Annotated in this window: 29 protein-coding genes and 1 pseudogene; 20 read left to right on the forward strand and 10 right to left on the reverse strand. The window is 55.0% G+C overall.

Going from position 1 to position 22,365, the window contains the following annotated elements; genetic code table 11:
• The first annotated feature begins 125 nt into the window (after nucleotides 1–125).
• Nucleotides 126–2,111, forward strand: coding sequence for an EAL domain-containing protein (locus HDF16_RS23850; RefSeq protein ID WP_348641413.1), 1,986 nt, complete (start codon nucleotides 126–128; stop codon nucleotides 2,109–2,111).
• Between the two features lie 367 nt (nucleotides 2,112–2,478).
• Here the strand turns inward: HDF16_RS23850 and HDF16_RS23855 are convergent, their stop codons facing one another.
• Nucleotides 2,479–2,658, reverse strand: coding sequence for a hypothetical protein (locus tag HDF16_RS23855; protein ID WP_184222354.1), 180 nt, complete (start codon nucleotides 2,656–2,658; stop codon nucleotides 2,479–2,481).
• Nucleotides 2,659–2,799: 141 nt separating this feature from the next.
• On the opposite strand from HDF16_RS23855, the gene HDF16_RS23860 reads away from it, so the two are divergent.
• The 7 genes from HDF16_RS23860 (at nucleotide 2,800) to HDF16_RS23890 (ending at nucleotide 8,371) form a co-directional block, all read left to right on the forward strand.
• Complete coding sequence (locus HDF16_RS23860) at nucleotides 2,800–3,366, forward strand: hypothetical protein (RefSeq protein WP_246409873.1); 567 nt, start codon at nucleotides 2,800–2,802, stop codon at nucleotides 3,364–3,366.
• 150 nt (nucleotides 3,367–3,516) lie between these two features.
• Complete coding sequence (locus tag HDF16_RS23865; protein WP_184222356.1) at nucleotides 3,517–4,287, forward strand: hypothetical protein; 771 nt, start codon at nucleotides 3,517–3,519, stop codon at nucleotides 4,285–4,287.
• A 9-nt stretch (nucleotides 4,288–4,296) separates the two neighbouring features.
• Nucleotides 4,297–4,866 carry a hypothetical protein gene (locus HDF16_RS23870; protein ID WP_184222358.1) on the forward strand — a complete coding sequence of 190 codons (570 nt, stop codon included), beginning with the start codon at nucleotides 4,297–4,299 and terminating at the stop codon, nucleotides 4,864–4,866.
• 781 nt (nucleotides 4,867–5,647) lie between these two features.
• A complete protein-coding gene (locus tag HDF16_RS23875) occupies nucleotides 5,648–5,800 on the forward strand; it encodes a hypothetical protein (protein WP_184222360.1) in 153 nt (50 codons plus the stop codon).
• A 1,420-nt stretch (nucleotides 5,801–7,220) separates the two neighbouring features.
• Complete coding sequence (locus HDF16_RS23880) at nucleotides 7,221–7,547, forward strand: CsbD family protein (RefSeq protein ID WP_184222362.1); 327 nt, start codon at nucleotides 7,221–7,223, stop codon at nucleotides 7,545–7,547.
• Nucleotides 7,548–7,658: 111 nt separating this feature from the next.
• Nucleotides 7,659–7,826, forward strand: a complete 168-nt coding sequence (locus tag HDF16_RS23885) for a hypothetical protein (RefSeq protein ID WP_221313075.1) — start codon at nucleotides 7,659–7,661, stop codon at nucleotides 7,824–7,826.
• Nucleotides 7,827–7,999: 173 nt separating this feature from the next.
• Nucleotides 8,000–8,371 carry a hypothetical protein gene (locus HDF16_RS23890; protein ID WP_184222366.1) on the forward strand — a complete coding sequence of 124 codons (372 nt, stop codon included), beginning with the start codon at nucleotides 8,000–8,002 and terminating at the stop codon, nucleotides 8,369–8,371.
• Between the two features lie 33 nt (nucleotides 8,372–8,404).
• On the opposite strand, the gene HDF16_RS30900 is transcribed toward HDF16_RS23890, so the two are convergent.
• The 3 genes from HDF16_RS30900 to HDF16_RS23900 form a co-directional block, all read right to left on the reverse strand.
• A complete protein-coding gene (locus HDF16_RS30900; RefSeq protein WP_246409876.1) occupies nucleotides 8,405–8,578 on the reverse strand; it encodes a hypothetical protein in 174 nt (57 codons plus the stop codon).
• A 332-nt stretch (nucleotides 8,579–8,910) separates the two neighbouring features.
• On the reverse strand, nucleotides 8,911–9,249 hold the full coding sequence (locus HDF16_RS30905; RefSeq protein WP_246409879.1) for a response regulator: 339 nt from the start codon (nucleotides 9,247–9,249) through the stop codon (nucleotides 8,911–8,913).
• A gap of 33 nt (nucleotides 9,250–9,282) precedes the next feature.
• Nucleotides 9,283–10,032 (reverse strand): Crp/Fnr family transcriptional regulator, encoded by a 750-nt coding sequence (locus HDF16_RS23900; protein WP_184222368.1) that lies wholly within the window; start codon nucleotides 10,030–10,032, stop codon nucleotides 9,283–9,285.
• A gap of 243 nt (nucleotides 10,033–10,275) precedes the next feature.
• Between HDF16_RS23900 and HDF16_RS23905 the strand changes: the two genes are divergently transcribed.
• Both HDF16_RS23905 and HDF16_RS23910 read left to right on the forward strand, forming a co-directional pair.
• Entirely contained in the window at nucleotides 10,276–11,424 is a 1,149-nt protein-coding gene (locus tag HDF16_RS23905; RefSeq protein ID WP_184222370.1) for a sensor histidine kinase, read from the forward strand.
• A 190-nt stretch (nucleotides 11,425–11,614) separates the two neighbouring features.
• Entirely contained in the window at nucleotides 11,615–11,818 is a 204-nt protein-coding gene (locus HDF16_RS23910; protein ID WP_184222372.1) for an RNA polymerase subunit sigma, read from the forward strand.
• Between the two features lie 268 nt (nucleotides 11,819–12,086).
• Here HDF16_RS23910 and HDF16_RS23915 read toward each other — a convergent pair whose 3' ends face one another.
• Genes HDF16_RS23915 through HDF16_RS23925 form a run of 3 tightly spaced genes read right to left on the reverse strand, consistent with a single transcriptional unit; the run spans nucleotide 12,087 to nucleotide 13,386 of the window.
• Nucleotides 12,087–12,755: a hypothetical protein gene (locus HDF16_RS23915; RefSeq protein ID WP_184222374.1), complete on the reverse strand. Its 669-nt coding sequence runs from the start codon at nucleotides 12,753–12,755 to the stop codon at nucleotides 12,087–12,089.
• Nucleotides 12,752–12,973, reverse strand: coding sequence for a hypothetical protein (locus HDF16_RS23920; protein ID WP_184222375.1), 222 nt, complete (start codon nucleotides 12,971–12,973; stop codon nucleotides 12,752–12,754). Before HDF16_RS23920 ends, HDF16_RS23915 begins: the two co-directional genes overlap by 4 nt.
• A gap of 38 nt (nucleotides 12,974–13,011) precedes the next feature.
• Entirely contained in the window at nucleotides 13,012–13,386 is a 375-nt protein-coding gene (locus tag HDF16_RS23925) for a hypothetical protein (protein WP_184222377.1), read from the reverse strand.
• A gap of 329 nt (nucleotides 13,387–13,715) precedes the next feature.
• Between HDF16_RS23925 and HDF16_RS23930 the strand changes: the two genes are divergently transcribed.
• The 3 genes from HDF16_RS23930 to HDF16_RS23940 all read left to right on the forward strand — a co-directional run bounded on the left by HDF16_RS23930 (nucleotide 13,716) and on the right by HDF16_RS23940 (nucleotide 15,683).
• A complete protein-coding gene (locus HDF16_RS23930) occupies nucleotides 13,716–14,102 on the forward strand; it encodes a hypothetical protein (protein WP_184222379.1) in 387 nt (128 codons plus the stop codon).
• Nucleotides 14,103–14,409: 307 nt separating this feature from the next.
• A complete protein-coding gene (locus HDF16_RS23935; RefSeq protein ID WP_184222381.1) occupies nucleotides 14,410–15,135 on the forward strand; it encodes a hypothetical protein in 726 nt (241 codons plus the stop codon).
• The gene (locus tag HDF16_RS23940) at nucleotides 15,132–15,683 is read left to right on the forward strand and encodes a type II toxin-antitoxin system VapC family toxin (protein WP_184222383.1); all 552 of its coding nucleotides are present in this window, start codon (nucleotides 15,132–15,134) and stop codon (nucleotides 15,681–15,683) included. Before HDF16_RS23935 ends, HDF16_RS23940 begins: the two co-directional genes overlap by 4 nt.
• A 431-nt stretch (nucleotides 15,684–16,114) precedes the next feature.
• Here the strand turns inward: HDF16_RS23940 and HDF16_RS23945 are convergent, their stop codons facing one another.
• On the reverse strand, nucleotides 16,115–16,549 hold the full coding sequence (locus HDF16_RS23945; RefSeq protein ID WP_184222385.1) for a hypothetical protein: 435 nt from the start codon (nucleotides 16,547–16,549) through the stop codon (nucleotides 16,115–16,117).
• Between the two features lie 5 nt (nucleotides 16,550–16,554).
• On the opposite strand from HDF16_RS23945, the gene HDF16_RS32045 reads away from it, so the two are divergent.
• A complete protein-coding gene (locus HDF16_RS32045; RefSeq protein WP_432432275.1) occupies nucleotides 16,555–17,076 on the forward strand; it encodes a hypothetical protein in 522 nt (173 codons plus the stop codon).
• On the opposite strand, the gene HDF16_RS23955 is transcribed toward HDF16_RS32045, so the two are convergent.
• Together HDF16_RS23955 and HDF16_RS23960 are read right to left on the reverse strand one after the other, a co-directional pair.
• Nucleotides 17,050–17,463, reverse strand: a complete 414-nt coding sequence (locus HDF16_RS23955) for a YidB family protein (protein WP_184222388.1) — start codon at nucleotides 17,461–17,463, stop codon at nucleotides 17,050–17,052. The two genes, HDF16_RS32045 and HDF16_RS23955, sit on opposite strands and share 27 nt — an antisense overlap.
• A gap of 156 nt (nucleotides 17,464–17,619) precedes the next feature.
• Entirely contained in the window at nucleotides 17,620–18,039 is a 420-nt protein-coding gene (locus tag HDF16_RS23960; protein ID WP_246409882.1) for a DUF3761 domain-containing protein, read from the reverse strand.
• 334 nt (nucleotides 18,040–18,373) lie between these two features.
• Between HDF16_RS23960 and HDF16_RS23965 the strand changes: the two genes are divergently transcribed.
• From HDF16_RS23965 to HDF16_RS30315, 6 genes and pseudogenes are all read left to right on the forward strand, one after another.
• Entirely contained in the window at nucleotides 18,374–19,123 is a 750-nt protein-coding gene (locus tag HDF16_RS23965) for a YsnF/AvaK domain-containing protein (protein WP_184222390.1), read from the forward strand.
• Between the two features lie 35 nt (nucleotides 19,124–19,158).
• Nucleotides 19,159–19,662: an OmpA family protein gene (locus tag HDF16_RS23970; RefSeq protein ID WP_184222392.1), complete on the forward strand. Its 504-nt coding sequence runs from the start codon at nucleotides 19,159–19,161 to the stop codon at nucleotides 19,660–19,662.
• Between the two features lie 45 nt (nucleotides 19,663–19,707).
• On the forward strand, nucleotides 19,708–20,511 hold the full coding sequence (locus HDF16_RS23975; RefSeq protein ID WP_184222394.1) for a YsnF/AvaK domain-containing protein: 804 nt from the start codon (nucleotides 19,708–19,710) through the stop codon (nucleotides 20,509–20,511).
• Nucleotides 20,512–20,589: 78 nt separating this feature from the next.
• The gene (locus HDF16_RS23980) at nucleotides 20,590–21,192 is read left to right on the forward strand and encodes a YsnF/AvaK domain-containing protein (protein WP_184222396.1); all 603 of its coding nucleotides are present in this window, start codon (nucleotides 20,590–20,592) and stop codon (nucleotides 21,190–21,192) included.
• A gap of 21 nt (nucleotides 21,193–21,213) precedes the next feature.
• Complete coding sequence (locus tag HDF16_RS23985) at nucleotides 21,214–21,804, forward strand: hypothetical protein (RefSeq protein WP_184222398.1); 591 nt, start codon at nucleotides 21,214–21,216, stop codon at nucleotides 21,802–21,804.
• Between the two features lie 373 nt (nucleotides 21,805–22,177).
• Nucleotides 22,178–22,365 (forward strand): annotated as a pseudogene (locus HDF16_RS30315) (hypothetical protein); the annotation flags it as partial.

Genomic DNA, 22,365 nt, shown 5'->3' on the forward strand with positions numbered 1-22,365 from the left:
GTGGGCGGTGGCCGCCCGCTGACGGTTTGTCACTCCGACGTGTTACTGACACATCTCTCAACTCTATGGGAGAATTTAGGGTCATTTGCCGGAGGTTCATAGGGTAGGTGGAGTGGAGATTGTGCGTGACTCGACGAAGACGTCTAGATCTGAGTTCTGCGTTAGCTCGAGGTGAATTCGTTCCGTATTTTCAACCACTGGTTGATCTACGAACCGGACAACTACGGAGTTGCGAGGTTCTTGCCCGCTGGCTTCAACCCACAAAGGGTCTCGTGCTCCCCGATGACTTCATACCCTTGGCCGAGGAGACTGGCCTAATAGGAGCATTGTTCGAAAGCGTGCTGTCGCAGGCTTTCAAGACGTACGCAGAATTGAGCACTCCTTTCATCTTGTCGGTGAATATCTCACCCATACAGTTTCGCGACTGTTCTCTTGCAGAGCGGATTTCTCGCTTGGCTGAGCAGCATCAATTCCCAATCGGACAATTGAAAATCGAGATTACAGAGAGTGCCCTCCTCGAAAACTTAGCAGAGGCGCAATGCATCGCAGCTAAGCTGAAGTTGCTGGGCATGAAGCTCTCACTGGATGACTTTGGCACCGGATATTCCAGCCTCGCGCATCTGCAAGCCTTGCCTTTTGACGAGCTAAAGATTGATAAGAGCTTCGTGAGCTCTATGTGTAGCCGCCGTGAGAGCATGAAGATCGTGGCGGCGGTGGTCGGTCTCGGCCGCAGTCTTGGGCTGACGACGGTCGGTGAAGGGGTGGAGGAAGTTGAGCAAGCAGATATGCTGCGCCATCTCGGATGTGAGGTGGGGCAGGGCTGGCTCTATGGAAGACCGATGCCCAAAGAGGCTTTGAGCGCTATGCTCGGGGTCGAGCGACCAGCTCTTGCAGGGTGGGGCGGCGCATCCTCCGAACCTGATTACAATTTCCCTTCCTTTCTTGAAGCTTTGCCTGGGGCCCGTCACGCTCAGTTGCAAGCCATCTATGACGGATCCCCCGTAGGACTTTGTTTCATCCATCGCAACTTACGTTACGTGAGCATCAATCAACGGCTAGCCCAGATGAACGGAATATCCGCTAAAGCGCATCTTGGAAGGACTGTCTACGAAATGGTTCCAGCAATCGCTGATGCCATTGTGCCTTATCTCACTAGAGCTCTTGGTGGTGAGGCAATCACCGGGGTCGAGTTAGAACGAAGGGACCACAGTTCCCGAGCAAAATCGGCAACCATGCTGACAACGTATCAGCCCGCTCGAGATGAGAACGATGATGTGATCGGCGTGTCGGTCACGGTGGTCGACATCTCTGACCGAAAAGCAACCGAAAGAGCGCTGGCTGAGAGCGAAGATCACTTCCGCCACATGGTTGAGCTCAATCCTCAGATCCCCTACACGATGGAGCCAAACGGCCTCATTCTTGACATGAGTCCGCGTTGGGCGGAGCTTACGGGTCTCAGTTTTGAGGAGACCCGTGGACGGGGTTGGCTCCGCGCCGTTCATCCTGAAGACGCATCTGGACTGGTCAATAGCTGCTTGGCCTCAATCTGGGCGGGGGAGGCCATCGATGTGGAATTCAGGGCCTTAGGGTGCGATAAGGTATGGCACTGGATGCGATCTCGTGCTGCGCCACGTAAGGACCTCAGCGGAGCAATCGTGAGGTGGTACGGAAGCGTAGAACTCATCGACGATCAGAAGCGAGCTCAAGAACAACTTTGGGCCAGCCAGATGCGGTTGCAAAGCATCATTGATACCTTGGCAGTCGGGGTGGTGATTGCGGAAGCTCCTAGCGGACGGATTGTCAGCCGCAACCCGAAAGCTGAGTCAATACTCCGGCAGGATCCATTGGAGTTTGAAGAAATAGGTGATTACTCGAAACGAATTGCCTATCATCGAAACGGCCATAAATTAGAGTCCGCTGACTTCCCCCTGGCGAGGGCGATTCAGCAGGGAGAAGTCACCGATGCGGAGCATGTCTACTACACTCACGGGAGCGGCGCAGGGAAGTGGTTAAGCCTCACTGGTGCGCCACTCAAAGACAAGGACGGCACGATCGTAGGCGCAGTCGCGACCATCCAGGAAATCACCGACGAAACAAGCACGATATGTTGATGTGACCCATGCCAGCGTAGCCACTCTGCGGAGGAGCTTGCGGGCCGCCATTAGTGAAATGTGCGAGGACCATGGGGAGCACGATGGCTACCTTCGCGACTACAGGCGAGACACCAGCCTTCGCAGCAACGTTCTTGATGAAGCCTATGTTTCCAAGCCCTTGTTCGATCTGGTCTGGCGTGGCGGGGGGGTTCCTGGCCGCTGGACCAGTTTTGGACGTGGTCGGCCATGCCGATCTTGCGGAAAGAGTCGATGATGCCGGACAGGCCGCCAGGATGCTTCTCCGTTGAACGCGTTCCGGGATAGGACGATTTGGAGCGCAATGTATGGTCTGCCGCAGCGACACCATTAACTTTGAGAGGAACTGCTAACTGCAATCTGGGTTGCAGACGGGCGGACGTGAGGCGACGTGAAGAGAAACACTCACCATCTCGTTCCCGTTCATCGTGGCCACGAGAATGCAGAATTGCTCAAGCTCGTCGGCGGCTTCGATCTGCCATGGCATCAGGTTGATGCCGTGTCTTTCGGTGTGAGTGTGCCCCTGCATGATCACCTCGCTGGCAATTTTCGGTTCCGTATCTATACAGTGGCGCGGAATCGTGGATGCAATCCAACGGACGGGTTAGCGGCCGTACCTTGGCTGGTTCAGATCGCCAAGGCAATTTTGTAGGCATCGAAAACAATAGCTATGGACCAGATGGTAGGTACACCCGTACATCTTCGACAAATACTGCGGAACATCGTGCGCGAGCCGGTAAAGACTTTGGTTCCCCCGTGGAGCTGGAAGGCCGCGGCCTTTGCTGCAGCGTTGCGTGGAGCAGCCTTTTTCTTAACGAATCTTCAGGCTGGGCGAGGAGAAGCGACAAAGGCACTCGTCGTCGAAGCAGTATTTGCTTTCGTCACGGGAGGATTGATCGGAGCGATCTCACAGCAGTTGCGGAATGCTGAGCCTCTTTGGGCGACCGCTGCCGTGGTCTGGATAGGTTTGCCAGGCGTGATGCTCCTGGCTCAATCGGGAGTTCATCGACTCGCGCACACGCCTCACCTCAGCGGCCGGCTCGTTCTATCATTCTTTGTTTCTGCCGTCTCAGCAGCCTTCAGTTGGTACGCCATGCGTCATGGTGCGATGTTGGGGGGGTCTGAAGAGACGACTATTCTTCACGACATGGAAGTGTTGCCGAAGATCCTTCTCAATTTCTTGATCGCTGGCCCTAAAACAGTGGCTTCGGCCTTCCGGCCAAAGCGGCAGGGCTAGATTCCGAAGCGCCGGGCTGTTCTCGGAACCGTTATCCTTCTCCGCGCAACCGAACAGTAAGTCTTGGGTTTAGGTTTCAGGCAGCCTTTTTAGCTCCTATTGCGGTCCAACTTCACGGATCTGCTCAATACATAACCAAGGAGCACCACCATGCGTTTCTGCGTCAATGCGCTCGGTCTCTCGACCTTCATAACCCTTCTCCTTGCTGCTTCGTTGAAAGCGGAACCGATTCCAGTTCGATACGGACAAGGATCGAGTCATGGCTTTCTCGCGCTCAAAACTCTCGACGGCGTGACAATCGCCACAGGAGAGTCGACTCAGGTCGTCAGCAGAGGCAAAGTGACATCTCGGTTAATATTTCGCTTCAAGGATGGGTCTGTGGATGAAGACGTAACGGTCTTCACGCAGGATAAGGTTTTTCGTTTGCTGACCGACCATCACATTCAACATGGCCCTTCGTTTCCAAAACCGATCGACTTCCTGATCGATATGACCAGTGGCGACCTAACATTCAAAGCGGAGGACGGCAGCATTTCGAAGGAGCACATGGATCTCCCTTCTGATGTCGCCAATGGACTTCCGCCGAATCTGCTGCTGAACATCCTTCCTTCGACACCTGAAACCAAAGTCTCCTATATTGCGCCGGGCAAGAAGGCCCGACTCATTCATATTTCAATCAGACCAATGGGAACCATCCCCTTCCGAGTCGGAGCGTTTCGGCGAAAAGCTACAGATTTCACTCTCCATGTAGAACTAGGCGGCTTAACAGGAGTCGTCGCGCCCATCATCGGCAAGCAGCCGTCTGACTACCATATCTGGCTCCAGGCCGGTGACCCACCCGCATTCGTTCGAGAGGAAGGACCCTTGTACGAAGAGGGGCCCATCTGGCGAATGGAACAGATCAGCCCGTCTTTCCAGTAGAGTGCGAGAGTGAGGCCAAAGATAAATCCTGATCTGACAACGTATCTTCACGACCATCTTGCCGGTGCGAACGCAGCGGTTGAGGTCATCGCGCTGCTCCAGAAGCATTTAGAAGAGCTCGTTCTAATCAACTTCCTCAATTCGCTGCTGATCGAGGTTCAACAAGACAAGCTCACACTTGAGACGATTTTCCTGTCCCTGGGCTTAGGGCCTAGCATCATCAAAGATGGCGCTGCCTGGGTCAGCTCCAGAGTTGTCAGTCTTAAGGTGAGAGGAGGCAAGACCGTATTTGGAGCCTTCGAAGGTCTCGAATTTCTCTCGCTCGGAATCCAGGGCAAACTTCATCTCTGGAAGGCCCTGGAACGAAGTGCGGCCTGCGGCGGGGTACAGGCCAAGCCTGATTTCCGCTTGCTCATAGAGAGGCTGAGGCACAACATCAGAATGTTGAAGATCTTCGCCTTGCCCTCGCGACTATCGCTCTATAAGGGATATCTCGCTAAGAAGTCTTCTCATCGGAACCAAGGATCCCAGCACTTCCCAAGGTCGGCGACCCGGCTACGCGAAGGACGTATTCAGTGAGATTTCCATCGGGATCAACGACTCGCGCACGGCAAGCCTGCAAAGCATGCACACAGGCTAGCATCGCCCTCGGTTCGAAGGCATCAATCAGCATGGGGAAGCTTCTGTTTCCTTGCGCGTCAAATCCCTGTGTCCGTTTGGCGTTGCGCGTTTAGTCACAAACTCCTCCATAGGCCCGGCTCGAGGTCTCCCTCCCAGCCGATTGCGCCACTGGACACGCCACCCCTCTGTTGTCGCGACCATCGTGTTTGTCCGAAATTGCCCGGATTAATGTCGTCTCTCAGACAACATATTTCAAATTCTCAGGTACAACCGAACACAAGAGCGAGGCAACTCACTAGTTTGACCTGGGGAAGCAGGCAGAATAGGCATGGGAGGGTTGAGGGTGGTATTGATGGGCATAGCCGCGATTTTTCTGCCCGTGCTTGCCTCGTTGGCCATAGGTCTTTGCCGCGTTTGTGGTGGTCGAAATCACGGTCAAGCGCAAATTGCTAGAGACACTGAATGCTCCACTAGGGCCACTTCTGATCGCTGAAAAAACTCTAGATTCATCGGTGGTCCATGCGTTGCCGCCTTTATCGGCAGTCTGCCTTCGAGTCGGATTGCAGAACCGGGTACGCGAATTTCGGATAGCCTGGCCGCCGGAGAGGACCTCGAGATCGCCAGCACAGAAACAGTTTATGTCGGCATCCAAGATCCCGGACCGCTCCTGAGATAAGCCACCTTTGGAGGCTGGGCGGACGCCCATCCAAGCGCTCGTGTTCGCTATTAAAATGGGGGGATGACGATACCGACGCTGAACATCATTGGGGTGTATCGACCTCATATCAGTGCGCAGGCCTGGAGGGAGCAACTTCAGGTCACGGACGATGAGCCTTATACACAGGAGCACTTCGACAAGCTTGTGCTGATCGAAGGCATTGTGGACTGCTAGACGAACCTTTTGATATGGGCAGGTTCGGGCAGATGCACTCTGAGTTCCCGGATGATCCGAAACATATGCAGGTGGGCTATGACGAGGGCTTACTTTCATAAGACGGCGACACTCTGATAGACCGGAGGATGAATTGCGTTCACGGAATGGGGCCGCTCAGATTTGCTGTCTACCTGCATCTGTTCGATCCCCAGAGGCCTCTGAGATGGCAGTATGGTGAGGTAACGTGCCCACAAGTCAAAGATATCCCTGTCCGACTGCTACTCCTGATGCCATAGAGCGCGTGCAGCTAGGAGGGCCTAAGCGAAGGAGATTATCGGACTTCGTCTTCTCTCTGGGTGCTTCTTACATGGTGATATCCATCTCAATAAATTACTGCGTGCGCCAGTAAGGTGTTTAGTGCGAGCCAAATCGCGTTTTCTACAGACGTGTGCCTGCTCCAGAGGAGCCAGGCCCTCTTCCTTTTCGGTCTTGCCCAATTTGCGGAAGCAGAGCTTTGAGCGGGCAAAATCTCGCCTTCGGGGTGGTCTTTTTCCGCTCCAGTCACTCGCTCGAAGGCGCACAGCTTTCATCTACGATTGCTTGGGGTAGTGCTTTCCTCTTACTTTCCGCCACAATGTAAACATCTCGAACTTTCAGACGATGGAGGCAGTTTTAGGCTAACCTATGCCGATGCGATTACGCAGAAGGGTATCAAGAAAGTGGCCGGCGACTCCGAGTAAGACTAAGGGGCATCTCATGGACCGCGAGATGTCTTTTGAAGAACGCACATGCTCCTGCGGCCACATCTGGCTCATGCTCTACTGTGTCCCAACGGAGCGATCCGAGAACCTTATATGTCGCTGCGGCACTATCTTTGCAAAAAGTGTCAATGGCTCCATTACGGCAGTCCTCCTCAGCCCCAAAGAGAGATTTACAGCGCTGCGGATCCTTTGCTACATCGTCGGAGTCGCGCTATTGCAGGCCAAGAATCTGCTGAGGATCAAGCTCGCTCCAGACTCTTGGTTGAGTCCCCACCGGATCATGGCTTACCGCCATCTCAACGCCCCCGTACGGTCATATATTCGAATCGATTAGAGACGTTTGGCTTTCAGATTCGCTCGATGTTCTGTTCGTTTGTTCGATCGCGCGGCGGTCTCGAGTCAGCAACTTCATCCGCGCGCGCGTCAGCGGCAAGCCGCTACGGCGGCGCGGCCGAGCAGCGACCTAGAGGTAGGTTTGCGAGATTCCATTGTCGGAAGGACCCGGCTCGCACATGGCTCTTAGCCAGTTTCTCCGCAGCTAATCGATGCGCAGGGCCGCACGATCACCAAGCCGGCTGCTAGTTCAGAGAAGCGGCGGCTTCAAACGCTCACGCCTCTCAATGGCTGCGGCGATCTTGGCAACAGTCCTCTGCATCCAACGGGCCAGGAGATACGCCATGAAAGTTCTTCCGTGGATTCTTGTCGGTGTGAGTATCGGTTTACTCGCATTTTTTGCTCTCAACGAGCCCAATCCTCAATATGCAACGGGCAGCGAGGATGTCGAGGATGCGGCTGGCAAGGCGAGTCAATGGGGATCCAAGCAACGCGCCTCTGGCTTGGGCCATAACGTGGTCGGCAAGGTGAAGGAAGGTTTCGGTGGAGCTACGGGCAACAATGATTTGGCGGTAGAAGGTGCGACCGAACGTGTCGTCGGCGTCGTCAAGGATGTTGCCGGACAGACGGCTCATGCTGTCGGAAAGACACTTCATGAATTGAACCGCTAAGCTCCCCGTCTCGCAACATCAGAGTACGGTTTTGCAGTCTTAGACCAGAAAGGGACGAGCTGCCATTTTAGGAAGGTCAGCTCACGCGCGCCGGTATCTCTGCCGAGGCGCATGACAAGCTGCATCGAATCCGGGGCAATGTTCGAGTCCTCTCAGTTGCCGATGGATATCGTACGAACCTATCCGGCGGAATGGATGAAGGCATGGAGGATCGCCAAGCTGAACGGCAGTGGGCCTCACCTGCTGAATCCGCTTCCCATGTCGCCTCCGGAATTGTAATGCTGTTCTAGCGGTCATATGCGGCTAGTGGGTTGCGCATCGGCATCACAATATATTCGAGGTGCGGCTTATGTCATATGTGAAGTGTCCGTTCTGTGACGGCACCGGGGAAACTGCAATGGGTGGGGTCTGCGCCGAATGTGCCGGAACTGGAACGGCGAAGAAGGACACCATTGATTCCATTTCCACGCCCAGCCCTCAAGCCTCAGAAGAATAAACAAGGGAACAAGCCGAAGAAAATGAGGCGGGTCATGAATGAATATCGAGTAAGCATCAAGAGCATCTCAGATCGTCCGGTGGCTGAAGCTGGCGGGGATCTCTCCCATAAGGTGGAGTTCCACATAGATTCGGTAGATGGTGTCCTATCGGAAGACTGGGACGGCGGCATCGTGCGGGGCGAAGATCTTAAGCGCTGCTCGCAACTGAAAGAGAAAGGAAATGTGGTCGTTTCGCAGCCCAGCGCTTGGTCAAGCCAGCGGCCCGACCGATGGCAGGAAGAACTCGTGAATTTGGCGCTCGATCACTCAGTCAGTGAATCTGCGTAATTATTTACCGAACCACGATCAGGAGACTCCTTCTTAGGCAATGTTGGGCAGAGCGTCGACGTTCGTTGCGGCAACATATGCAGTCATCGCTTGGGCCAACTGTGAGTCGACCTCATCCGCGATCGCCATCACACCGATGAGTAGTAGGCTAAAGTTCACGCGGTACAGGGTGTCTTGCAAAGTCAGAAAGATGCTGGCCTGCAACATCCTCGACTCTTCCACCATCATCACAGCGGTGTAACCTGATTCCTTCGAAGGAGTCCGTGCTCAGCTGCAGCGGAGGAGACTAAAGCGTGGCTTCCCAACTCCAACGGGTTTCTTAGCCGATATACCAAGTCTCTAAAGAGCTGGGGGAGATGCGCCGTACGCTTCGCATCTTCTAGTTTTACCCACACAATATGCTTGTCTGCCGTCAACCCTATGAAGCCAGTCCCCAATTGTTTTCTCTGAGTCATCTTCGAGGATTGTCGCGACTGTGCTGACCGACTTTACTGGACTCGGTCCGTCTTTCATTTTTGCCCGGGTCATTTCCACCAGGTTCACGACGGCCTGTGGCTAACAAACACCTCGTCCGTCTGGGCCAAAATGGCGGCCGCAGCTGCTTTCATCTCCGGATGGGCACTGAAAATGACGGTGACGGCCTTTGGGTTGGAGTGACGCACACCGCTTACTACGGTAAGGCCGTCACCGTCATTCGGCACGTGTAGATCGCTTACAAGCACATCGAAGATGTTCGCCCCAATCAACTTGAGAGCGTCATTGACGTTTCCTGCCGAGAGCACTTCAAAACCGCCGTGCTCAAGGATGAGGCGAAGGGTTTCACGCAAGTCGTCATCGTCATCGACAAGCAAAAGTCCTGTCTTAATCATTTCTGGCATAGCCGACCCGTCTCGTCTAGCATCGTTGTGCTGTTAGCTGGCTTTCAGTTGCTGCTCACTTACCTGCCCGGTACACCCAACTCCCTGATCGTATTCAGTGAGATTGGTGAGGTGGTCTCGGACGACCCGGTAGCACTCGCAAGCCATCTTTTCCAAGCCTGGAAGATCGAGAAGATTGATCTTGCCGCGTGTGTATTGGATGAGATTTAGGCTTTGGAATTGGCCTGCGACGATAGTTACGGTCGTACGGTTTGCGCCAAGCATGTCCGCCATGTACTCATGGGACAGAGGCAGAATGCGCCCCCCGTTCCGATCGGCGCAAAGAAGCAGCCAGCGGGCTAAACGTTGCTGGACAGAGTGACGGGCATTGCAGCCCGCCGTCTGTGCTGACTGAATGAATTGAGCCTGAAGATACCGCAAGGTAAGGTCTTGAAACACTGAGCAACGTTTGAATTCCTGAGCTGCCAGGGACGTTGTAGTGGTGTAGCCATGCCCGGCCACCTGCATATAGACCCGGTTGAGGCTCTTCTTGGTGCCCATCAGAACGGATGCACCTTGCACAGACTCCCACCCGGCGAGGCCCACCTCGACCTGAGAGCCATCGTCGAATGTCGTCGTCATCGACGCCATCCCCTCCTCAATGAAGAAGAGATGCTCGATATGATTGCCCGGAAACTCGATCTCATGGTTCACTGGAAGGTCGACTGCCTTCAGGTCCAAGCGCTTGATGGTTTCGGAATCAAAGCGTTGAAGTAGCCCATTCCTGAAATGTCCTTGTGTCATGTGTGGCCTCGATCTCGGCTGGCCGATCAGATACACCAAGGACGGCGTGGTATGGATCTCCGCGCGATGGCTTGTGATGCTACGCAAAGCATACGCGCTCTTTGGTGTTCTAGGCGACAGACCGCGAGATTTAGTTGCTGGCTGACGCCGCGCGATCTATTTAGGCTCCATTCGCACTCAACTTGGGCACGAAGACGACGACTCGATTGCTTCATTAGCCCCAAGTTCTACATGTCTATGTAGTTGGCACCACAGATCAAGGAGCATGAAAAGGCCTATGGTTGCTGCACGTTAAGAAGGATTCATCCCCGACCGACCGGTACGCACGGATGTCTTTATGCAAGAGCAGAGAAGAGAGACATGACAGACAAGCTAAAGCGAACGCACAGCGCAAACCGTAAACTCGCAACATCCCTGGAACTAAGCAATAAGGCCCTTAAGGAAGCCAATCAGAAGATTGAGCAACTCTTCGTGGAACTCGAAGAGACCCGACTTCGACACTTGGTGGATGAATGCGAGCTTCGAAAGCGGTCTGAACTGGACGATCTCAAGAACGAGTATGTCGCCATGGTGTCCCATGAGCTGCGGTCGCCTCTGACAAGCGTCCGGGGTTCCGTTGGAATTCTGGCGGCAGGCCTTATGGGTCCAGTGAACGACAAAGCCGCCAAGCTCTTCCATATCGCTTTGAGCAACCTGGACCGGATGATTCGGTTGGTCAACGACGTCCTTAGCCTCGAGCGAATCGCCTCCGGGACCACCTCGTTCCAAGTGCAGGAATGCTCGTTAGTAGATTTGGCACAACAGGCTATCGAAACAATGATGCCCACTGCTCACGCGCTCAATGTCGAGCTTACCGTTCCCGCCGCGACTCAGGCATCGGACCGCAAGCTCTTCTTTCATGGAGATCCGGATAAAGTCTTGCAGGTTCTCATTAACTTGCTATCGAACGCCATCAAGTTTTCTTCACCCCAAGGGGAGGTGGTGCTCGATATCCAGGCATCTGTCGACCAATTGACTTTGAGAATCTCAGACGAGGGGCGAGGCATTCCAGAAGGCCAGCTTGAGAAGGTGTTCGAACGATTTCGGCAGCTTGAGCATGACGATGCCCGTCGGCTTGGGGGAACGGGACTCGGGCTTGCAATCTGTCGAGCCATTGTTGAACAACATGGCGGCGCGATTTGGGCAGAGAGAAATTCTGGCAAAGGCACTTCATTTCTTGTGACCTTGCCCCGCGCTACACACAAGCTGCATACAGAGGAACCTGCCGAAAAGGCCTATGCGCGTGCAGCATCGCTTGCAAGGCGGCCACAGGCGGAAAATGAGCTTCAACGGTGTCCGCAATCGCAACCAACACGGGGTTCTGGACAACGTGAGGGCACCCTGACGCCATGATTAGGTTTCCGACCTGCTGGCAAGCCTGGCTTGTTGGAAGCATTTGCCGTTCTGACGAAGGTACAGACAAGCGCAACCCACGCTGCATTTGCTTTCGCCCCAACCCCTAGCCGATGAAGCATCCAGCGCTAGCTGCTTTCACCACACCAAGACGTGTATTGAGCTCATGTCTTCGACGTAGAATCGTGCAATGGCCAAAGCCCCCGCAGCAATCACGTCACCGAAGGTCAAGAAGCTCGCGCAGAAGGCGTTGCAGTCTCCGAGCATGCTCACCACGGAAGAGACCCGCGAACTCGGCGCGTCCGTCATGGCTCATCTGTCGCCGCCAAATGAAGTCGCTCCTGGTCTAGCCAAGAAGTCGTCGACGAAGAAGTCAGCGGCAAAACGTTCCTAAGTCACTCAACCGCATCACCCGAGGATCCCCATGGCAACGAAGAAAGCCCCAGCTAAGACGGCGACCCCAGCCGCTAAGAAAACCACAGCCGCGCCCGCGAAAAAGTCTGCAACGGCAACGAAGATGACAAAGACAGAATGGATACGTTTTGCCGCAGAGAAGCTTGAACTGACCAACAAGCAATCCGCCGCGTTCACTGAGTTGCTCGCAGCAACTGCGATTCAGGAGACGAAGAAGAACGGCGAGTTTACGATTCCTGGGATCGGCTTTAATTCTCACATTGCCAACAGTTCTTACGATCTATGGATTTTATGTCATACCGTTCCTGACGATGAACGGCCGGAGCTAAGCCGCGTCCAGCGCTGGTTTCAGGCAGGTTCACGAAGGGACAATGCTTCGTCTGTAGATCTTCGATTTGAGCGAAAACTTCGCGCCGGGTGGCCGGAACGAATCCCGCACGCACTCTGGCTGCGTAGATGAGGTCTTTGCCCCGGTAGAAGCCAATGATGAGCGCGTCGAACCCGTGCGTCCCTTTTGTGTATCCGCCGATGACGAATTCTTGGCCGAGGTTGATGCGATGTTTCGCCCACAACCCCGTACGCTTACCGGGTTGGTAGATGCCGTCTACTCGCTTTGCAACAACGCCCTCTAACCCATGCTCGCGCACAAACGGCAGCATCGCTCTGGAATCGGTCTGAACCACCGAAAGGCTGATGTGATCGTTCACCGGCAAGATCTTTTCAAGGATAGCTCGACGCTCCGCCAAGGGAAGATGTGTGACAGCTTTACCCTTGGCGACCAGGATGTCAAAGGTATAGTAGTGAATTCGAGACTCTGCCGAGCGGAAGTTTTGAAGCAGGTTGAAGTCCGTCCGGCCTTCGTCGTCCAGCGCTACGAGCTCTCCGTCGATGATCGTGTTCTTTGGAAGTCCTTTCAATGCGGCAGCAATGTAAGGAACTTCTGATTGAGAATGTTGCCTCGGCGTGAGAAGAGGGTTGTCTCTGATGCATCCTTGACCGCCTCTAGCCGAAAGCCGTCGAGCTTGATCTCGTAGGTCCACTCGGGACCTTCAGGAATCAAGGGCACTGCTAAACACTCCATCGATTCGATAAAGCCGATGTTCTGGGTGTCCTTCTTGTCGATCGTGGCACTCATGAGGTCTCCACTTGTTGTCTCTCGGACAGACAGCCGTCTTATTCTTGTGCGTCGGCCCAGCCCCGCTGCCAGCCATGCGACTTCGACACGTCAGATCCTTGCCCGTCCAATCCAGCCTGAAAACCGATCTTGCGATCCGCCTGATACCCCGGATCGTTCTCCATTGGATCGGCGGGTATCTCGTCCCTTTCAGGTAGATTGCTCTCAAGGCAGTCGTCACAGCCATCACCGTGCTCCACCAGCGCCATGTAGGCCGTCGTCAGTTCCGTGATTCGGTCCTCTGGTTCTTCGGCCCCTAGCCGGTTGACTCCTTCTCCGGCGGTGATCAAGAACGCTTCTACCAGCTTCATTCCTACGTCGCAGGCAGGCATCTCGTCCATCTTCCACAGGTCCAGTAGCTTGCTGTGATTCATAGCGGTCACCTTATCCCTACTGCCACATTTGATGCGCATAGCTCGCGCGGTTTATATCATTATTGTTATAATGAACAGTGGAAATGACGTGCGGTGCGAAGAGCGGACAGAGGGACGATTGCCACGATTCACAACCGGGAACCCGCTATCAGGATATCCGGTTATCCGGTTGACTAGCTAAGGCGGTGGAGTCTTCGCCGCTGTCCGAGAACAATCTAAGCATCTCGCGCACACCGTCTTGAGCCTTAAAATCGCAGTGTGAAGAGTGGGACAGTGCCTCCGTGACCAGGCTTGCTGTGGACCCCCGGCGAAGATTTAGGATCTTCGGAGTGATTCCCATCACCACAAATCGGGTGCTGGTCAATGTGTCGGCAAGCGATTGGGCGGCTCACTTCATCGGCCCTTGCGGCCAAGTGCGCATCGGCCCGTGGCTCTTGCACCACAGCGCGGAAGAAGTTGAAACCCTCTTAGCCTGGGGTAAAGTTTCGCCCGAAGCATTAGAGGAGCATCGAACGAACATACGGCGCGGGGGAACCTCGAGTGTTGTATGGCAGCTCTCAAACCGCCAGGTGGCGCAGCTGATTGAGCGCGGCGAGGGCTGGCCGTGGAACGGTTATGAACTGCGGAAGATGAAAAAGGCGGGGGACTACCCGCCGCGTCGTTTGGCCTATCGTTCAAGCCTAACGGGCGGGATTATGTCCGGGTTTGGCCGCTAATGCCGAGCTGTAGATACGCCCTCCATGGCCGGGCTTATGGCAGTCGGAATCGCGCTAAGGTGTCTCCATGTGTGGATGCCACGGACGCCGTCCGACAAGCAACATACAGCTGAGCACTATCGGATACGCGCCCTCGGGGAGGTACCGCTAAAGGCAGGGCTGACTGGAACATTACCCCGGATTCGATGCAGCCTGTCATCCGCCTCGGCAGAGATACCGGCGAGCGAGAGCTCACTACGATGTAGACTGGTCTGCCATACTTAGATGGGTATACCCGCTTGTGAGGGCCTCGATGCGGAATCTCCGAATGCGCGTAAAACTGAATAAAGGTAGGCGCGGGATCGCTCTGGATAAGCTTGAGCGATTCGTCGCCGATATGCGCAAATTTCTAGCCCAAGTGGGGGATGATCTTCAGATTCCAGACCCTCGTAAATGGGTTGGCGTCGATTTTGAGAACAGTTCGCTGGCCTTCACTAATGAAAGTGAAAACGCTGTATCTCAAGACAAGTCCGCTAACTTCAACAGCAGCATTCTTGCGCTGGGGCGTAGTGAATATCCGCCCTTCATTCAAGAGGCTACTGCCAACCAGTTCTTTAACATCACCAGCGTATTTGTAGGTGGTGAAACCGCTGACTTGGCGGTGTTTGATGAGTCCGACAATCCCATCTGGTTCGAGATAAGCAACAAGACGGGCGTGCTCGCTAGGAAGCATCAGATTCTCCCATTTCGCCACACCCAGGGAGCGGTGCAGGGCACGATCCATAACATCTTCGTTGAAGCGGAGCGACCGTATTTCACCCTGCGAGAACTCTCTTCGCAAAAGCTGGTAAAGTGCTTTTTCAAAGAAGATGACTATGCTGCCGTAGTCGAATCGCTGAAGAACAAAGGCCAGATTCTACACGTTCGCGGAGTCGTTACCACGGAAACCAGCAAGCGTGATATTGACCACATCACCGTTTCCAGAATTGTTCCCTCAGAGCCATACAGTTTTGCCGACGTAAAAAGTTTCTTAGGTAACCACTGGAGACAATGAGCAAACCGCGCATTTACTGCGACGCAAACCCCATCATTGAACTAGCCAAACTTGCTAAGAAGACCCACACCCCTTCGCGGGAGCGTGAACTTTGGTTCCTTAGCCAGATGCTGAAGGCTGCTCAGAATGATGAAATAGAGCTCTATACGTCAAGCATCAGCATCGCGGAGTGTGTCCCCGCTGGGGATGATTGGAGCAAAGATGTTCAAGAGTTCTTTGTCGGCGTTCTCACGTCCGGATTGATGTTCCGGCTCGTTCAGGACTCCATATTTGTGGCGGAACAGGCGCGCGATCTTCGATGGACTCACAATCTTCAACTTAAGGGCGCGGATGCTATCCATGTCGCATCCGCAATCGAAGCGGAATGCACTGAGCTTATTAGTTGGGATGGAGACCTGAACAACGAACGATCGATCAAGAAGGCGGCAATCCTGACTAGTCTTGGTCTACAGGTAATTCTCCCCAGCCAGTCCAAGCTGCTGCCGATCTACTACCAGTCGGAGCCGACGCCGATCCTCGCTGGCCTTGAACTTCCACCCATAAACTGACTTGGGTTAGCGGTTTTGGGGTATAAAGCGCGCATATTCATGAGTATTTTGGTTCTCGCACGGCCAACGGCGCTTACGATCTGTGGGTCTTGTGTCATTCCATTCCCGACAATCACACGGCGGACCTGAAACAGTCGGCTTTAGATCACAAGACGCCCATCCCTAACATGCATGTGACGCTTCCTCGCTCCAGTGGCTTGCTGTGATTCATGGCGGTCACCTTATCCCTACTGCCAAAATCGATGCGCAAAGCTCGCGCGGTTTACATGGTTATCGTTATAAACGAACAGTGGAAATGACGTGCGGTGCAAAGAGCGGACGGAGAACCGTCCCACTCTTCGCACCGCGCTTGGAAGACCCTTATGAAACTGGCGTCTCCCACATTGCCCACTGCCCCGGCGACCGCTTTCAGCTTCGGTAAACAAAACAAGCTACTGTACGTCTGAGACTTTTCCGTCGATCAGGATCACCTTCATGTCCTTGTAGATGAAGACCTGCTTGGTCCCGAGATCCACGATCTTATCCGGATTGCCTAGCGACTGCTTTACCTCGTCCGGGGTCATGCCGAGCTTAACTGTCTTGCTCTCGACGGCTGAAGCGACGGCAGGGTCCGCGATCACGGTGTCAATCGTCTTCTTCACATCTTCCGGGGTCATGATGTCCAAGCCTGGAAGCTTGACGTTTAACTCTGCACGGTATCGCGTGCTCATGCCGTCGCCGAGGGTGGCGACATCAACGGTTAAAAGCTCGAGTTGCACGGCGTTCTTCTTCACGAAGATCTGGGTGATGTAGACCTTCTCATTGGAGCGCGGGCCGGCTTGGTGGATTGACGGTGCGGACTGGAATCGGCATATGGCAGTCAACACGCCCTATGCCGATTGGTTTATCAGTCTATCCGTTTAGCAGTGTGATTTTTTATGGCCGGGCAGGTCTGCCGTACGCCGGTTTAGGACTTGATGAGTGGAATGTCGAGGAGCTGGCCGACCTGAATCTTGTTCGCATCGGCCAGGTGATTGGCCTTCGCGATCTCATCGTAGTTGTTGGCGTGACCATAGAAGAGCTCGCTCACTTTGCTGAGATTGTCGCCCGATTGAATGGTGTAGGACCCGTCTTGACCGCCGGTGTTGCTGATCTCATGCTTGAGATCGGCGCACTGCGGGTCGACCTGCTTGATGATGTCCCAAACGCGTTCCAGCACTACCTGCGATGGAGCCTGAGCAACGAGATGGTACTGCTCACCTACCAAATCGGAACCTACAAACTTGGCACCGTAGGGCTCGAACTTCTTAATCATGTCGACGACGGGATGCGTATTTCTGCTGCAATGCCTGAAAGTCAGCCACTTCGGTTCTCCTGGGATAAGGGTTTAGAGGAACTTGCTGAGAAGCTGTGACGCCATGCCACCGTAGCCACTTTGCGGCGGAGACTGCTGGCCCCCATTGGTGAAATGTGCGAGGACCATGGGAAGCACCGTTGCCATGGCCACCTTCGCAATTTCAGGCGAGACACCAGCCTTCGCAGCAACGTTCTCGATGAAGCCTGTGTTTCCGAGGCCTTGTTCGATCTGGCCGGGCGTGGCCGTAGGTTCTTGGCCGTTGGACCAGTTTTGGACGTGGTCGGCCATACTGTTGTTGCGGAAAGAGTCGATGACGCCGGAGAGGCCGCCAGGATGCTGTTCAAGAGCCTGCATCATGCCGCTCGCGACATTTGCGTTGGTGCCTGGGTTTGTGCTCTGGCCCTGTTGACTGGCCATTCCTTCGATTGTGTCTAGTAGTCCCATACATGACCTCGGGTGTGAGATGCGGAAAGCTGGCTAAGCTGAATGAGGTGCGTCTCAGGCTTCTTCCTCGGCCCGAGACCTCTGGAAACATGGAGAGGCTACTTGGGGCAGGGCTTTCCGGCATCGGGGCGTGCGCCTTTGGCAATGGCGTCAGACTCACTCATGTAGGCACCCTTTTTTCGTCTTGCCGTAATATCGATCGCCGCTGCAGTGGTAGACCTTGGTGGAGGTATTGACCCAAACCTGGCCCGGTCCGCCCCCGGCTGCGGGCTGACTCGGCATAGCTGACGCGCCGGAGTTCGCTGTGGGGCGGGGTGCGGGCGCAGACGTCGGCGCCGGAGGCGACGTTGGAGCCGCGCTGGCCGTTGCTGCTGGGGTTGGGGCTGGTGCGGCCGAAGCTGTGGCGTACCAGGTCTGGACGCCCTTGTGGCCGGAGCAGGCCCCACTCTTAGCCTTGGCAGTGGAGTAGGTGCCGTCTTTACACTGGCCCGTCGCCCCGGCCGGAGCTTGTGCGTGAGCAAGGGTGCAGACGGACATAAAGAGTGCGGCGAAAATAGCGATGGCGCGTTTGGTCACAGATCCCTCCATAAATCCGGCAGGGTCTTGCTAGCAGCCGGTTGCGCCGTTGGATGCGCGCTCTACCGTTCTGCTGTCGCGACACCCTCGTTTTCCATGAAATTGCTCGGATTTATGTTGTTTCCCAGACGCACATTTCAAATTTGAGGTACAACCGAACACAAAAAATAGGCAACTCAGTACTGGGACCTAGGGCTGCAGGTATCGATCCGAAGGCCGCTCTCCTATCCATTCAGCACGACCAACAGCTCTTGTACTCCTAAAATCATTGCGGCCCAAGCCGACGCAGAGCTGTGCCTGCAGCCGTAAGATCTCGCGACTCTATGGAGGATTCATGGCAATGACCGACGAGCTCACTCACTTGGTGTGCCTATTCCATCATCAAGATCAGGCTGCCGCAGCAACTGAAGATCTTTACAAACAAGGCATTCCTCCCACGTCGATCGCGGTCATTGGCAACGAAGGACCTGAGCATGCCGCCGGTTCCGCTCTCGACGAGTTCGGAGTTCCGGCCCGTGACCGCCAACATCTTCTGGAAGGGATAGGCAACGGCGGCGTTGTTGTGGCGGTTTCCGCAGTAGATGGGCATGTTTCCGCTGTTGAGAAGATCTTTGGAAGCCACAAGGCTACCAAGATTGATGATGCTGTCGTGACGTCCAAAGCCGCCGACCTTCCCGTTGCCGCAGAGGGTGAGACAGCTATTGCGATCGTGGAAGAGGACCTCGAAGTCGGCAAGCGGACGGTTGATCAAGGTGGCGTCCGTGTTTATCGGCGAGTCATCGAGATTCCTGTAGAGGAGTCGATCGACCTCCGCGAGGAGCATGTCGTTGTCGAGCGAAATGCCGTGGACCGTCCGGTCACGGATGCAGATCTGGCGCTTCAGGGCAATCAAGTGTTCGAACTCACCGAGACAGCCGAAGAAGCCGTAGTCGGAAAGACAGCGCACGTTGTAGAAGAAGTGGTCGTGGGCAAGACCGCATCGGAGCGCACGGAGCATATTCACGATACGGTCCGCCATACCGAGGTTGAGATTGAAGAGGTCCTGCCCGAGAGTGAACTGAAAACGCCACTCGAAACGAAATAAATCGCATTTCCATTCGGCACCTCAGGAGCAATTTCATGGCTGAACGCGTCAAAGTCTACGAAGAGACCAAGAAGGGAATTCCCGTTTGGGCTTGGCTTCTACCACTCCTTCTTCTCTTGGCTCCCCTTGCCTACTTCCTCACCCACCGCCATCCCGCTGACAGCGCGCCGATGGTCGGCTCAACGGCGGCAGCGGCTGCATTACCGGACCTCGGGTCTGTGCATTTCGATACGGACAAAGCCACTCTGACACCGGAAGGCCAGGCGACCCTGCAGCAAGCTGCAGCGGCGATGAAAGCAAATCCCTCCGCCCATTTCCGGATCGAGGGCTTCACCGACAGCACCGGTTCAGCACCCCACAATGCAGACCTTTCGGAACAGCGGGCACTCGCTGTAGCTGGCTACCTTAAGGATCAGGGTATTGATGGTAGTCGATTGACTGGCGGGGGCTTTGGAGCTCAGAAGCCAACCGACACCAATGCCACTCCGAACGGCAAGGCGGATAATCGCCGAGTCGAACTCTTCTCGCAGCCGCAGTAAGCACGCAAACAATTCAAGCAGCTAACTCACACCAGGAGAATACATATGTCGAAGACAGTCGTAGGACTTTTCAGCACGATGGCGGAAGCGAACAAGGCGAAGCAGGAACTGATCACAGACGGCTACGAATCCCAGAATATCCACGTCATGGCGAATGCCGAGGGCCACTCCTCAGCAACCGCAAATCCTTCCGGCTACACCGACATTGGCAGCGGCAGCGGGACGGGCATCGGAGAGAAGATCAGCAGCTTCTTCCGTTCACTCAGCGGCGGCGATGACCACGCCCATGATCATTACGCGAAAGGGGTAAACGCGGGTGGTGCACTTCTCGCAATCACGGTACCGGATGAGGAAGCTGCCGAGGCTGCCACTTTTCTAAAGCAGGTTGGAGCTCGCGATATCGAGGGCGGGTCGAGCAGTCAGTACGAAGGTTCCACGGCAACCGCAGCAGAGGGTGTAGCGATCCCAATCGTTGAAGAAGAGCTCGTAGTCGGGAAGCGCGAGGTTGATCGCGGTGGTGTCCGCATCTATTCCCATGTTGTAGAGCGTCCGGTCGAGGCGGACATCAACCTCCGTGAAGAGCAGATCAATGTGGAGCGCCGCGCGGTCAACCGGCCTGCAACCGCAGCTGATTTCGCTGCCGGTAGCGGATCGGTTATCGAGTTGAACGCAACTGGAGAGGAAGCCGTCGTGGGCAAGACGAGCCGAGTCGTAGAGGAAGTTCTCGTTGGCAAGCAAAGCAGCGAGCGCACCCAGGCCATCCATGATTCCGTTCGCAAGACAGAGGTGGATGTCGAGGAGGTTCCCGGCGAGACCACGGGAGTCGGCATCGCGAAGGATCGCTACTAGACGATCACGTATTCTCGCTCACCACGTAGGCCGGACATCAACACGTCCGGCCTGCGGCATTTGCCTCTAGGAGTTTTTATGACTGACACTGAATCTGCCACGTCGACAGTGGATGACCTGCCCAGTACCCGACCCAATGTCCTTGCCGTCTCCGGACAATTTGACCCGGCTCAACCCTTTACTGAAATCTGGATGGCCAACGGTGAAGTGGTTCGCCTGTCGACCAGCGTGCTTCTTCAGACCTCTGACGTATGGAAGTCAGCTGACACGCAGGCGGACGTTCTCTCCTCGAACAGTAGCGTCACCATCCCGTTGGTCGAAGAAAGACTCGAAGTAGGGAAGCGGACTGTTGCTACAGGCACCGTTCGCCTGATTAAAACGGTCCAAGAATACACCGAAGCCCTTGATGAGACGCTGGCGGTCCGCACCTTTGATGTGGAACGCATCGTCATCAACCAGCCTGTAGATGCTCCTCCGCCGGTCCGCCAAGAAGGGAACACCACCATCTACTCGCTCGTAGAGGAGCGGTTGGTTCTTACGAAGGAGCTTGTTCTCAAGGAAGAGATTCGCATCATTCAGCGTGATACAGAGCGGCACGACACTCAGGTCGTCACCCTACACAAAGAACACATCTCGGTTGAACGCGTTCCGGGGCAGGACGATTTGGAGCGCAACCGATAGAGCAAAATCTGGGAGAAGCTCATGATTCTCGCATCGATCAGCAACTTTGCGGTCGATATCTCTCTTCTGGCCGACCAGGACGTGCAGATTCCCCAGAACGGGGGAGATGGAAAGTTGATGCTGATTTTCATGGGCATAGCCGCGATCTCTCTCCTAGTGCTTGCCTTGTTGGCTGTAGGAGCGCTCGTAGCGTTTGTAGTGGCCGGAATCAAGGCCAAGCGTTCATTCGGAGAGACGGTGCGCGAGGTTAAGGGACGTGCGTACCCGCTCATCGAGAAAAGCACCGGATTGGTCAGTGACCTGGCTCCCGTCATCAAAAGCGTGGCGGGTAAGGCCGATGCGCTCATCACTAACCTCACGCCGACCATCAAAGGAATCGCTGAAAAGACCCACGTTCTGATTGAAGAGGTCTCTCCCAAGGTAGGGGACATTACCGATGATCTTCATAAGATCTCGTCAAGCGCCAAGCGAGCCGCAGCTCAAGGTTTGGCGATGATGGGTAAATTTAGGAACTTCTGGAAAGGGATCACAACGATGCTAGGTAGAGACAGAGCGTCATCTTCGTCAACTACCGCACCGTCTGTGCCGCCGCGTAGACAGCATCAACTTTGAGTGGGGCGCTAACTGCAATCTGGGTTGGAAGCGGGGGGACTGGAGGCGACGTGAAGAGAAACACTCACCATCTCATTTCCATTCATCGTGGCTACGAGGATGCAGGCTTGCTCAAGCTCATCGGCGGCTGCGATCTGCCACGGCATTAGGTTGATGCCGTGTCTTTCGGTGTGAGTATGCCCTTGCATGATCACCTCGCTGTTCCTGATTTATACATTGGCCCAGGATCGTAGAGTATGCAATCCAACGTACGGGTTATCGGGCCGTACCTTTGCTGGTTCAAGTTGCTAAGGCCTTCCTGACGGCATCGAAATCAGAAGCTATGGACCAGATAGGCAAACCGGTACCTCTTCACCAAGTATTGCGGAACATCGTGCGCGAGCCCGTAAAGACTTTAGTACCCCCGTGGAGCTGGAAGGCGGCCGCTTTTGCCGCTGCAGTGCGTGGAGCAGCCTTTTTCCTTACCAATCTTCAGGCGGGGCGAGGAGAAGCGACAAAGGCTCTCGTTGTCGAAGCAGTATTCGCTTTCGTCACAGGAGGATTGATCGGAGCGATCTCACA

The sequence above is a fragment of the Granulicella aggregans genome (assembly GCF_014203275.1).
GTDB lineage: Bacteria > Acidobacteriota > Terriglobia > Terriglobales > Acidobacteriaceae > Edaphobacter.